The 11,564-nt window shown below is 70.2% G+C and carries 15 protein-coding genes; 7 read left to right on the top strand and 8 right to left on the bottom strand.

The window, feature by feature from the left end; all coding sequences use genetic code 11:
- The first annotated feature begins 102 nt into the window (after positions 1 to 102).
- A complete protein-coding gene (gene acs / locus EJP67_RS04575) occupies positions 103 to 2,079 on the top strand; it encodes an acetate--CoA ligase (RefSeq protein WP_126019875.1) in 1,977 nt (658 codons plus the stop codon).
- A gap of 9 nt (positions 2,080 to 2,088) precedes the next feature.
- On the opposite strand, the gene EJP67_RS04570 is transcribed toward acs, so the two are convergent.
- On the bottom strand, positions 2,089 to 2,982 hold the full coding sequence (locus tag EJP67_RS04570) for an MBL fold metallo-hydrolase (protein WP_126019873.1): 894 nt from the start codon (positions 2,980 to 2,982) through the stop codon (positions 2,089 to 2,091).
- 100 nt (positions 2,983 to 3,082) lie between these two features.
- On the opposite strand from EJP67_RS04570, the gene EJP67_RS04565 reads away from it, so the two are divergent.
- Genes EJP67_RS04565 through EJP67_RS04555 form a run of 3 tightly spaced genes read left to right on the top strand, consistent with a single transcriptional unit; the run spans position 3,083 to position 4,240 of the window.
- On the top strand, positions 3,083 to 3,373 hold the full coding sequence (locus tag EJP67_RS04565) for an ArsR/SmtB family transcription factor (RefSeq protein ID WP_240650531.1): 291 nt from the start codon (positions 3,083 to 3,085) through the stop codon (positions 3,371 to 3,373).
- The gene (locus tag EJP67_RS04560) at positions 3,373 to 3,807 is read left to right on the top strand and encodes a YeeE/YedE family protein (protein ID WP_126019867.1); all 435 of its coding nucleotides are present in this window, start codon (positions 3,373 to 3,375) and stop codon (positions 3,805 to 3,807) included. The genes EJP67_RS04565 and EJP67_RS04560 overlap by 1 nt, the downstream gene beginning before the upstream one ends.
- 10 nt (positions 3,808 to 3,817) lie before the next feature.
- Positions 3,818 to 4,240: a DUF6691 family protein gene (locus EJP67_RS04555; RefSeq protein WP_126019864.1), complete on the top strand. Its 423-nt coding sequence runs from the start codon at positions 3,818 to 3,820 to the stop codon at positions 4,238 to 4,240.
- Positions 4,241 to 4,242: 2 nt separating this feature from the next.
- Here the strand turns inward: EJP67_RS04555 and EJP67_RS04550 are convergent, their stop codons facing one another.
- The 5 genes from EJP67_RS04550 to EJP67_RS04530 form a co-directional block, all read right to left on the bottom strand.
- Positions 4,243 to 4,698, bottom strand: a complete 456-nt coding sequence (locus EJP67_RS04550; RefSeq protein WP_126019861.1) for a universal stress protein — start codon at positions 4,696 to 4,698, stop codon at positions 4,243 to 4,245.
- 103 nt (positions 4,699 to 4,801) lie between these two features.
- Positions 4,802 to 5,485, bottom strand: a complete 684-nt coding sequence (locus EJP67_RS04545; RefSeq protein ID WP_126019859.1) for an ABC transporter ATP-binding protein — start codon at positions 5,483 to 5,485, stop codon at positions 4,802 to 4,804.
- Positions 5,478 to 6,704 carry an ABC transporter permease gene (locus EJP67_RS04540; RefSeq protein WP_126019857.1) on the bottom strand — a complete coding sequence of 409 codons (1,227 nt, stop codon included), beginning with the start codon at positions 6,702 to 6,704 and terminating at the stop codon, positions 5,478 to 5,480. Before EJP67_RS04540 ends, EJP67_RS04545 begins: the two co-directional genes overlap by 8 nt.
- Before the next feature lie 20 nt (positions 6,705 to 6,724).
- A complete protein-coding gene (locus tag EJP67_RS04535; protein WP_240650492.1) occupies positions 6,725 to 7,957 on the bottom strand; it encodes an efflux RND transporter periplasmic adaptor subunit in 1,233 nt (410 codons plus the stop codon).
- A gap of 40 nt (positions 7,958 to 7,997) precedes the next feature.
- A complete protein-coding gene (locus tag EJP67_RS04530; RefSeq protein ID WP_126019853.1) occupies positions 7,998 to 8,474 on the bottom strand; it encodes a universal stress protein in 477 nt (158 codons plus the stop codon).
- A gap of 212 nt (positions 8,475 to 8,686) precedes the next feature.
- On the opposite strand from EJP67_RS04530, the gene EJP67_RS04525 reads away from it, so the two are divergent.
- Genes EJP67_RS04525 through EJP67_RS04515 form a run of 3 tightly spaced genes read left to right on the top strand, consistent with a single transcriptional unit; the run spans position 8,687 to position 10,115 of the window.
- On the top strand, positions 8,687 to 9,148 hold the full coding sequence (locus tag EJP67_RS04525) for a universal stress protein (RefSeq protein WP_126019851.1): 462 nt from the start codon (positions 8,687 to 8,689) through the stop codon (positions 9,146 to 9,148).
- 48 nt (positions 9,149 to 9,196) lie between these two features.
- Positions 9,197 to 9,820: a hypothetical protein gene (locus tag EJP67_RS04520; RefSeq protein WP_126019849.1), complete on the top strand. Its 624-nt coding sequence runs from the start codon at positions 9,197 to 9,199 to the stop codon at positions 9,818 to 9,820.
- A 31-nt stretch (positions 9,821 to 9,851) separates the two neighbouring features.
- Entirely contained in the window at positions 9,852 to 10,115 is a 264-nt protein-coding gene (locus EJP67_RS04515; RefSeq protein WP_126019847.1) for a BON domain-containing protein, read from the top strand.
- A gap of 53 nt (positions 10,116 to 10,168) precedes the next feature.
- Here EJP67_RS04515 and EJP67_RS04510 read toward each other — a convergent pair whose 3' ends face one another.
- Entirely contained in the window at positions 10,169 to 11,011 is an 843-nt protein-coding gene (locus tag EJP67_RS04510) for a universal stress protein (RefSeq protein WP_126019845.1), read from the bottom strand.
- Positions 11,008 to 11,391: a hypothetical protein gene (locus EJP67_RS04505; RefSeq protein ID WP_126019843.1), complete on the bottom strand. Its 384-nt coding sequence runs from the start codon at positions 11,389 to 11,391 to the stop codon at positions 11,008 to 11,010. The genes EJP67_RS04510 and EJP67_RS04505 overlap by 4 nt, the downstream gene beginning before the upstream one ends.
- Positions 11,392 to 11,564 lie beyond the last annotated feature (173 nt).

The raw sequence follows: 11,564 nt of genomic DNA, 5'->3' as shown, positions 1-11,564 counted from the left end.
GGGCGGATTAGGAACGCACGCACCGGCGCGAGGCTTGCGCTGGCGCAAGCTTTTCCCGTCGTGCGCCGGCAAGATCTCGCAACCTTCAGAAGGACACGAGACATGAACGCTCCCGATCCGCAGCCCCGCCTGCCCACCTATGCGCCGCCACAGGCGCTCTCCCGCACCGCCCACGTCGCAGGCCGCGCCGCCTACGACGCGCTGGTGGCCGAGGCGGAAGCCGACCACGAGAGCTACTGGGCGCGCCTGGCGCGCGAGTTCGTCGGCTGGAAGACGCCTTTCACCAGGACGCTGGACAGCAGCGACGCACCGCACTACAGGTGGTTCGAGGACGGCACGCTCAACGTCTCATGGAACTGCCTGGACCGCCAGGTGGCCGCTGGCCGGGGCGACAAGGTGGCGATCGTCTTCGAGTCGGACGACGGGCAGGTCACGCGCACCACCTATGCGCAGCTGCTGGCGCAGACCTGCCGCATGGCCAATGCACTGAAGTCGCTCGGCGTGCGCAAGGGCGACCGCGTGGTCATCTACATGCCGATGTCGGTCGAGGGCGTCGTGGCGATGCAGGCCTGCGCGCGGCTGGGCGCGGTGCATTCCGTGGTGTTCGGCGGCTTCTCCGCGCATGCGCTGCGCGACCGCGTCGCCGACACCGGCGCCACGGTGGTCGTCACCGCCGACCAGCAGGTCCGCGGGGGCAAGCGACTGCCGCTGAAGGCGCTGGTCGACGAGGCGCTCGCGCTCGGCGGCTGCGAGGCGGTGCGCTCGGTCGTCGTCCATCGGCGCACGGGCGAGCCCATCGAGTGGACAGCGCGCGACGTGTGGATGCACGAGATCACGCAGGCCCAGGGCGACAGCTGCGAGCCCGAATGGGTCGGCGCCGAGCACCCGCTGTTCCTGCTCTACACCTCGGGCTCCACCGGCAAGCCCAAGGGCGTGCAGCACTGCAGCGGCGGCTATCTGCTGCACGCGGCGCTCACCACCAAGTGGACCTTCGACATGCACGACGACGACGTGTTCTGGTGCACGGCGGACATCGGCTGGGTCACGGGCCACACCTACATCGCCTATGGGCCGCTGGCCATCGGTGCGACGCAGGTGGTGTTCGAGGGCGTGCCCACCTACCCCGACGCGGGACGCTTCTGGCAGATGATCGAGCGGCACCGCGTCACGGTGTTCTACACGGCGCCCACCGCCATCCGGTCGCTGATCAAGGCGGCCGAGGGCAACCCGGCCGTGCACCCCGATCGCCATGACCTCGGCAGCCTGCGCGTGCTGGGCTCGGTGGGCGAGCCGATCAATCCGGCCGCCTGGGAGTGGTATCGCCAGCACGTGGGCGGCGGCCGCTGCCCGGTGCTCGACACCTGGTGGCAGACCGAGACAGGCGGCCACATGATCACGCCGCTGCCCGGCGCCACCGATCTCGTGCCGGGGTCCTGCACCCTGCCCTTCCCTGGCATCGCGGCGGCCATCGTCGACGAGACCGGCAACGACGTGCCCGACGGCGAGAGCGGCCTGCTCGTCATCAAGAAGCCATGGCCGAGCATGATCCGCGCGGTGTGGGGCGACGACGCGCGCTACCGCTCGAGCTACTTTCCGCCGGAGCTGCGCGGCTATTACCTGGCGGGCGACGGCGCCGCGCGCGACAGGCTCACGCGCTACTTCACCATCGGAGGTCGCATCGACGACGTGCTCAACGTCAGCGGGCACCGCATGGGCACGATGGAAATCGAATCGGCGCTCGTGGCATGCACCGCGCTGGTGGCCGAGGCCGCAGTGGTCGGCCGGCCCGACGAGACCACGGGCGAGGCGATCTGCGCGTTCGTGGTGCTCAAGCAGCCGCGCCCTGCGGGCAAGGAAGGAGACCGCCTGGCCGCCGAATTGCGCGCATGGATCGGCAAGGAGATCGGCCCCATCGCCAAGCCCAGGGAGATCCGCTTCGCCGACAATCTGCCCAAGACGCGTAGCGGCAAGATCATGCGCCGCCTGCTGCGCTCGGTCGCCAGGGGAGAGGCGATCGCACAGGACGTGTCGACGCTGGAGAACCCGGCGATCCTCGATCAGCTGACCGAGACGCACTGAGCCAACCGGTTATCCGCCCGCCGGGCGCCGCTGCACGGCAAGCGCATCCACCGGGATGCGCAGGTACGCGACGCCGTTGTCGTCGGCAGGCGGGAGCCGGCCGCCGCGCACGTTCACCTGGATCGACGGCAGGATCAGCGTGGGCACGTCCAGCGTCGCGTCGCGCGCGGTTCGCATCGCCACGAACTCGTCGGCGCCGATGCCGTCGCGCACGTGGATGTTGTGGGCACGCTGCTGCGCCACCGTGGTCTGCCAGCTGGCCTGCCTCGATGGCGGCGGATAGTCGTGGCAGACGTACATGGCGGTGTCGGGCGGCAGCTCCAGCAGCCTGCGCATCGACTCGTAGAGCTGGCGGGCGTCGCCGCCGGGGAAGTCGGCGCGTGCGCTGCCGAGGTCGGGCATGAAGAGCGTGTCGCCGACGAAGACGGCGCCATCGACCAGGTAGGCCATGTCCGCGGGCGTATGGCCAGGCACCAGCAAGGCGGTGGCTTCCACTTCGCCGATGCTGAAGACTTCGCCGTCCCTGAACAGGTGGTCGAACTGGCTTCCGTCGGGCAGGAAGGCGCGCTCGAAGTTGAAGAGCTTGCCGAAGGTCGACTGGACCACGCGGATGTTCTCGCCGATGGCGATCTTTCCGCCTGCATGCTGCTGCACGTGGCGCGCGCCGGACAGGTGGTCGGCATGCGCGTGCGTCTCCAGGATCCAGTCGAGCTGCAGCGCGTGCTCGCGCAGGTAGGCCAGCAGCCTGTCGGCCGAGGCGGTGCCGGTGTGGCCCGACCTGAAGTCGTAGTCGAGCACCGGATCGATGACCGCAGCGTGCCTGCCCGCGTGCTCCCACACCACATAGGACACCGTGCCCGTGGCGGGATCGAAAAAGCCCTGGATCGTGGTGCGTGAGGTCATGGCGGTTCCCGAGACAAACAATATATATTTAAATATAATATTGAAATCGAAAACGTCAACCCGTCCCGTGAAGAAATCCTCCCTCGCCATCGATCCCCAAATGCTGCGCGGTGCCGCTGGCAAGGCGGTCACGGCACTCAAGCTGCTGGCCAATGAAGACCGGCTGCTGCTGCTGTGCCAGCTCTCGCAGGGCGAGATGTGCGTCAGCGACCTCGAGGAAACGCTCGGCATCCACCAGCCCACGCTGTCGCAGCAACTGGGCGTGCTGCGCAACGAAGGCGTGGTCGACACCCGCCGCGAAGGCAAGAACATCTTCTACAGCGTGACCGACCCGGCGCTCATGGAGATCCTCCGCGTGCTCTATCGCCTCTACTGCCCCCCGGAGAAATGATGTCCATCGACTGGAACCACTTCACGCCCCTCGCCTCGCTGGCAGGAGGCGCGCTCATCGGCATCGCCGCAGCAATGTTCGTGCTGCTCAACGGACGCATCGCGGGCATCAGCGGCGTGCTCGGGGGCCTGCTGAGGCCCTCGAAGGGCGACATCGGCTGGCGCGCCGCCTTCTTGCTTGGGCTCGTGGGCGCGCCGTCGCTCTACCTGCTCTTCGCGGTACTGCCCCGCCCGCAGATCGATGCCGGCTACGGCACGCTGGTGCTGGCCGGCCTGCTCGTCGGCCTGGGCACGCGCTACGGCTCCGGCTGCACCAGCGGCCACGGTGTCTGCGGCCTCTCCCGCCTGTCGCCGCGCTCGTTCGTGGCGACCATATCGTTCATGGGCGCGGGCTTCGCCACGGTGTTCGTGGTGCGCCATCTGCTCGGCATCTGAGGAGAACGCCATGATCGCCCTCGCCTCGCTGCTCTCCGGACTCGTCTTCGGGCTCGGCCTCATCGTCTCGGGCATGGCCAATCCGGCCAAGGTGCTCGGCTTCCTGGATCTCGCCGGCCACTGGGACCCGTCCCTGGCCTTCGTCATGGCGGGCGCCATCGCCGTCGGGTCGGTCGCGTTCCTGGCGGCAAGGCGGCGCAGCATGTCCCTGCTGGGCGCGGCGATGCGCCTGCCGTCCTCACGCGAGATCGACCGGCGCCTGGTCGTCGGCAGCGTGGTCGTCGGCGTGGGCTGGGGCATCGCGGGTCTCTGCCCCGGCCCGGGCCTCGTCGCGCTGGGCATGGGCGAAGCCAAGGCCCTTGTCTTCGTGCTCGCGATGCTCGCGGGCATGGGCATCTTCGAACTCGTCGAGCGCCGCGGTCGACAGTCCTGACGCTACCCGGCGGTCGCCTGCTCGCCCACGGCCGCATGCACCAGCAGCACGGGAACACTGGAGCCGCGCACGATCCGCTCCGTGCTGCTTCCGAGCAGCAGCTGCCCGAGGCCGCGCCGGCCTCGGGTGCCGGCAATGATCAGGTCGGCATGCCAGCCACGCGCCTCGTCCGCGACGAGGCTGGCCACGGTGCCGTCCGTTTCGTTGTAGAGCACGGTGTCGACCTCGACCCCGGCCGAACGGACTCGCTCGGCGCTGCGGGCGAGCATGCGCGAGGCTTCTTCGCGCAGCTGCTGCGACCTGTCGTGGGCATAGCCGGCACGCGAAACCGAGAGATCGTCGATGGCGTGGAGCAGCCGCACCCGGCTTCTCATCGGCCTGGCGAGGCGGATCGCTTCCTCGATGCCCTGGGCCGATGCCGGGCTGCCGTCTATGGGAACGAGTATTCGTCGGTACACGGGATGGCTCCTTGCCGGGCAAGGCTGCGTCTGCAACATCGATGCCTGCCCGCTCTTCACGCATCCATTCTGGGCATCCGCGCGGCCTCCGGATTGACGTGCATCAATCGCGGATCATGCCGTCCACCACCTGGATGATGCGGTCGCAGCGCCCGGCCAGCTCGGGGTTGTGCGTGACGAAGAGCACCGCCATGCCGCGCTCGCGGTTGGCTTTTCTCAGAAGCTCGAAGACGGCGTCCGCCGACCTGGTGTCGAGGTTGCCCGTGGGCTCGTCCGCGAGCAGCAGCGGCGGGTCCATCGCCAGCGAGCGGGCCACGGCCACGCGCTGCTGCTGGCCGCCGCTGAGCTGGGTGACCATGCTGTCGCGCCATTTCGCCAGGCCCACGCTCTCCAGCAGCGCGGCCGCGCGCTGCGCCATGTCGTCCCTGGAGAAGCCGGCATCACCGAGCATGGGCATCGCCACGTTCTCCAGCGCGGTGAAGCCGGCAAGCAGGTTGTGGTACTGGAAGATGAAGCCGATGTTGTGCCCGCGCAGCCGCGTGAGCGAACGCTCGTCGAGCAGGCGCGTCTCTTCGCCGCAGATGCGCAGCGAACCGCTGGTGGGCCGGTCGAGCAGCCCGACGATGTTCAGCAGCGTGCTCTTGCCCGAACCCGACGGCCCCATGACGGCGCAGAACTCGCCACGCGCCAGCGTGAGGTCGATGCCGTGCAGCACCTGCGTCTCGTTCGGCAGCCCGAGGTTGAAGGCCTTGTGCACGTCGCGCAGGCTGACGACAGGCTCAGCCACGGATCGCCACCACCGGGTCGAGACGCGCCGCTCGCAGCGCCGGCGCGAACGCCGCCACCAGCCCTGTCAGCGTGGCCAGCAGCAGCGAAGCCACGAAAAGACCCGGCTCGATGGCCAGCGGAAAGAGCGGCGTGCCGTCGGGGTTGAGTGCATAGCGCTGCCACAGCAGCAGCGCCACCAAGCCCATGCCCGCACCGCCCAGGGAACCGAGCAGCCCCAGAAGCCCGCCCTGCAGCAGGAAGACCCGCAGCACCTGGCCGCGCGAGATGCCCATCGCGCGCAGGATGCCGATCTCCCGCGACTTCTGCACGACCGAAACCACCAGCACGCTCGCGATGCCGAAGGCCACCGACAGGCCGACGAAGAAGCGGATGGTGGTGTTCGAAGTCTTCTGCGCCTGCACCGCCGTGAAGAACTGCGCGTTGGTGGCGATCCAGCTGTCGGCCTCCACGCCGGTGCCCGCGGTGATGCGCTGCGCGATCACGTCGGCGGCGTAGATGTCCCTCACCTTCACTTCGAGGCTGGAGACGCCGCCCACGAGGCCCAGCAGGCTCTGTGCCGTGCGCAGTGCCACGAAGGTGGTGCGCTGGTTGGCGGGCTTGCTGCCGAGGTCGAAGAGGCCGGTCACCATGAGCGTCTGGTTGCCGCCGCTGGCCGACGACACCCGCAGCTTGTCGCCGATGCCCACGCCCAGGTCGCTCGCCAGGTCGGTGCCGATCAGGATGTCGCCCGGCGTGAGGCGCGTGCTGCCACGCACGATCTTCTCGGGCAATGCCACGATGAGGAAGTACTGCGCCGGATCGATGCCGTTGACAGAGACGGCACGGCTCGCCTCGCCCCGGATCGCGAGCGCGGAGCCGCTCGCCGTGGGCGAGACGACCTCCACGCCCGGCATGGCGCGTACCTGCGCCGCGACCGACTGCCACTGGTCGATCGACTTGAGCCTTTGCAGCGGCGCCTGCACCACGGCGTCTTCCAGCGCGTCCGCCGCCCCGAGCGCGCGCGCCACCTCCTTCGGCGGCAGCAGCTGGATGTGCGACTGCGCCGTGAGCACGCGGCGGATGAAGTTGGATTGCAGTCCGGTGAGCAGCGCCGACATGAACACGATCACCGCCACCCCGATCGCGATGCCGGCCACGATGAAAAGCGTCTGCATCCGCCCCTCGCGCAGGAAGCGGATCGCCACGATCCATTCGAAGGGCAGCCAGCGGCTCTTCATGGCTTCATGGCTTCAAGGCCTCACGGCGACGGCGGGCGCAGGTCCGCAGGCGAGACGGCCGTGGCGCGCAGACGGGAGCCGTCCCCGATGCCGGGCGTCTTCGCCGGCAGCACCAGGTCGCCCGGCCGCAGCCCGTCGAGCACCTCGGCGAAGCCATTGCCGCGAAGCCCCAGGCGCACCGGCTGGCGCCGCGCATGGCGGCCCTCGACCTTCAGCACCCAGGCGGCGGCAAGGTCCGCGTCGCGCAGCGCATCGGACGCCACCAGCACCGCCTGTTGCCGCTGCGCGACCTGGATGTCGACCGACACCGTCATGTCCTGGCGCAGGTAGGTCGGCGGCTGCGCGACGTCGAGCTTGACCTCGACCGAGCCGCGCTGCACGTCCACGCCCGGATTGATGTAGACCAGCTCGGCCACCATCCGCTGGCCGGGATAGGCATCGGCCGAGGCGATGGCCTTCTGGCCCGGCGCGAGCATCTGGAGGTTCTTCTCGTCGATCTGCACCACCAGCTGCGTCTTGCCGGCCGGCGACAGCACCATCAGCGCCTTGCCGGGCTGCACCACGTCCCCGCGCTCCACCGCGCGGTCGATCAGCGTGCCCTCCACCGGCGCGGCGACGGTCGCATAGACCAGGCGGGAGCGCGCCACGGCCGCGCCCGCCACCGCCTGCGCCAGTGCGGTCTCGGCCATCGCATGGTCGCTGCCGCCGTCGCTCGCGCTCTCGAGCTGCCTGCGGCTCGCGCGCAGCTGCGATTCGGCGAGATCCACCGCCTTGCGCAGGTCGTCCAGCGCGGCCTGCCCGACGAAGCCCTGGCGGAACAGATCGGTGTTGCGGCGCAGCTGCGCACGCGCGTTGTCCAGGTTGACCTCGGCCTGGCGCACGGCCTGCGCCGCCACCGGCGCCTGCACCTCGCGCAGCTGCCTCAGCCGTGCCCTCGCCTGCGACACGGCCGCCTCGGCCTGCGCGAGCGCGGCCGACCATTCCGCGCTCTCGAGCTCGATCAGCACCTGCCCCGCGCGCACGTGCTGGCCCTCCGCCACGGGCACGGTCTTCACGACACCCGTGACCTGCACGCCGATGTTCACGCGATGCGGCGCCTCCACGTGTCCGCTGGCAACCACCGACTGCACGAAGTCGCGCCGCACCACCATCGTCGCGTCGACGCTCGGCCCCAGCAGAAACTGCGAACCCAGCCACGCACCGGCCGCGATCACGGCCACGGCGGCAAGCGCAATGGCGATGCGGGGCCTCACGGCCCTCCACAGCCGCGCGGGCCACGCGGGGCGCGGCGGCTCAGGCGGCAGCTGCGACATCTTCGTGCGCCGACCCGGGGCCGGACTCCCTCTCCTGCACGCCGTGCACCACCAGGCGCACGGGAACTGCGCCGGCTGCCTGCACGGCTTGCCCGAGGCCCTCGCGCCGTCCGCTCGTGCCGATCACGATCAGCCCGGCCTCCCAGGCCCTGGCCTGCTCGACGACGATGTCCGCGACGCACGCCGTCCGCGCGGTGAAGAGCAGCGTCTGCGCCGGGATGCCGGCCGCTTCGGCCCGCGCCCGTCCCAGCTGCAGGATCTGCGCGCCGGCCCGCTCCATCCACGGGATCAGGTCCGCGCCGGCAGGCCTGCCGCCGCCGTCGTCGTATCTCGCGGCCTCCACGACGTGCACGAGCCGCAACGCGCAGTTGTCGCGCACCGCGAGGCGGATGGCTTCGTCGAGTCCTCGCAGCGAGGCGATGCTGCTGTCCAGCGGAACGAGGATTCGGGGAGACATGGCGGCGTCCGGTCGTGTTCGGTAGATGGCGGTTCGGCTTCAGTCTCCATGCGCGCGCGCCGGGCGGCTTGACACACATCAAGCCGCCGCCACCGCCGTGGCGATGTTGATGTGGCGCAAGCCCGGCCCGGGCGGGCGACGGAAGAATCTGGCTGCCCGTCGCGCCGGGGCCGGCGGCGGGCATTCGTTGAAAGCGGCCCGAGGAGAAACCCATGTCCGTCTACAAGCACGTGCTGGTTCCGCTGGATGGCAGCCCCACGGCCGACTGCGGCCTGCAGGAAGCCATCCGCCTGGCCGGCGAACTCGGAAGCAGGCTGCGCCTGCTCCACGTGGTCGACGACTTCCCGATGCTGATGGAGATGTCGAGCGTCTCCAGCTTCGAGACCGGCCTGCAGAAGGCGCGCGAATACGGCGAATCGATCCTCGCGCGCGCACAGGCCAGGGCGACGGCCGCCGGGGTCGGGGCCGAGACCGTGCTGCGCGAAGTCACGCAGGAGCGGATCGCCGAGGTCGTGACCGAAGAGGCCGCGAAGGCCGCCTGCGACCTGATCGTGATGGGAACCCACGGCCGGCGCGGCCTCAGCCGGCTGGCGCTCGGCAGCGACGCCGACCGCGTGGCGCGCAGCAGCCCCGTGCCCGTATTGCTGGTGCGCGCGAAGATGACGCCGGGCTGAAGGCGCCTTCTCAAGACATCTCCACGACAACAACCCACAGGAAGAAGCATGACCTCCGACACACTGCGCAACCTGCTGGCGTCCGCGGCCCTCGCCGCCGGCGCCTGCGCATTCGCCGCCGACTACACAGCGCCCGGACAGCTCAGCCCGCCGGAGAGCGCGATGCAGAAAGCGGGTGACGCGACGCGCGCGGAAGCCGGCCGGGCCGCGCGCGACGCGGAAAAGGCCGCCCGCCAGGCCATGAATGCCGCCAAGTCCGCCGCCGACAAGAGCAAGGCCACCGCCGGCAAGGTATCGAGGGCCCTGGCCGAGGGCATTCGCCAGGCCGCGCGAAAGGCGGCCGAAGCGGCAACGCGACTGGAAGAAAAGACCGCGACATCGGCGGCCAAGGCGGTCGACGAAGGCAAGGACGCCGCGCGCGCGGCCCAGGAAGAAAGCAGCAAGGCTGCCCAGGCATCCAGGGAGGCCCTCGCCCGGGCGGAAGAATCGGTGAACCGGTCCGCGCAGGCCGGCAAGGAAGAAGCCGAGAAGGCCGCGCAGGCCACGCGCGAAGCGCTCGGCAAGGCTGAAGAAGCCATGCGCTCGGCCGCCAAGGCAGTCGCCGACGCCTCGGCGCGCACGCTCGAAGCGGCGAAGCGCAAGGCCCGTCCCGCGGGCACCGAAGGAAAGTGACGCCCGTGCCCGATCGCCGGAGAGAACGACCATGAACCCCGACATCCAACTCAGGCACGACGTCTTCGCCCAGCTCAACTGGGACCCCGCCGTCAACGGCTGCGACGTCGACGTGAGCGTCAAGGACGGCGTCGTTACCTTGCGCGGCCAGGTGGCCGACGAGGCCCGGCGCGCCGCCGTGGAACGGGCCGCGCGCCGCACCGAAGGACTGACGACGCTGCTTAACAGGCTCATCGTGCTGCCGCCGCGGCAGACGGCGCCGGAGTCCGGCCCGGCCGGCGCGCATCCGGCCTGAACACAGGGCCGAGCCTCGCACCGGCGGCTCCGCGAGGCAACGAAGGCGCCGTGTCAGTGCGCCATCAGCAGGGGGACGCCCGAGCGCATCAGCACTTCGCGGGTCACGCCGCCCAGCAACTGCTGCTGCACGCGGGCATGGCCGTAGCCTCCCATCACGAGCAGATCGCTGGCGAGCACCTCGGCGCGGTCGAGCAGCGCTTCGGCTATGCGCAGCGGCGTCACCATGCGCTCCACGCTGGCCTGGATGCCGTGGCGCAGCAGCCAGCCGCTCAGGTCCTCGGGGTCGGGCGCCTGCGGCGAGGCTGCGGCGGGCTCCCTGCGCAAGGACAGCAGCGTGACATGCGTGGCACTGCGCAGCAGCGGCATCGCGCCGCGCAGCGACATGGCTGCTTCCCTGCTGCCGTCCCAGGCCACGAGGATCCTGTCGAGGTCCGCAGAGGCGCAGCGCACCGCACTCGGAACGATGAGAACCGGCCGCCCCGCATTCAGCATGACGTCCTCGGGCAGCCGATTCGCCGCCTCGCACACTGCCGCGGCCTCGTCGGCCTGCCCGACGACGATCAGGTCGCTGGCCCGGCCATGGTGGACCACGGCCTGCACCGGATCGCCGTCCACCAGCCGTGCATCGCTGGAGGACGCAGCAGGACGTATCCGGCTGTGGAACACATGCGCGACGGTTTCGGCCCGCCTGCGCAGGTGCAGCGAGGCCTCGGCGATCGTGCGGTCCAGATCTCCTGAACCACGCGGAGCCGGGCCTGTTCCGGCCGGGGCCCAGGTGGGCACGATGCCCATCAGATGGCTCCCGTGCAGCCTTGCGAGCCGCGCCGCCAGGCGGGTGCGGACCTCGCAGCACTCGGTGTGGTCGAGGTGCACCGAGATGGTCGAAAGCATCATGCCTGCCGCCTTGCCGTGGCGGCCTTGCGGCCGGCGTTCATCCGGTGCGCTGAAGGCGCGCAGGCCAGGGCACCGTGCAGCGTGTGCAGGGCCTCGCTCACCACGGCCTTTCGCGAGGGCTGGGCCTGCGCGGCCTCGTGGGTGGCCGCAGGCACATGCGCGGAGAGATTCGGTCCCTGGCGCCGCAGCACCTGCATCGGCGCCATGGCCAGCGCGGGCCAGTCCTCGGCGCGCATGACCGCATCCGTCTCGGCGCGGGTCAGCGCGATGCAGTCCTGCAGCACCCGCGATCCGATCGTCTCGAACATCGAAAGCGCGTGCAGCCAGATGCCGTACTGGGCCTTGCACAGCGCCAGCGGGAAGGTGAATTCGGTGCTCATGGCGTGTACTCCTGGCCCGAAGGGCCTGAAACGAATGCTGGCGCGGCGCGGCCTTGCCGGGTTTGCGCGGGATCAAGGCAACACAAAGCCGCGCTTCCTGTATCGGTTGTTACGGGTTTGACCGACATCAACCCGATGCGCGCCCACGTGCCCATACTGGAGCGTCGATCCAT

Origin of the sequence: Variovorax guangxiensis (assembly GCF_003952165.1) — a bacterium.
GTDB lineage: Bacteria > Pseudomonadota > Gammaproteobacteria > Burkholderiales > Burkholderiaceae_C > Variovorax > Variovorax guangxiensis.
The sequence above is the reverse complement of the archived record's forward strand: the minus strand, read 5'-3'. Positions and strand labels throughout refer to the sequence as shown.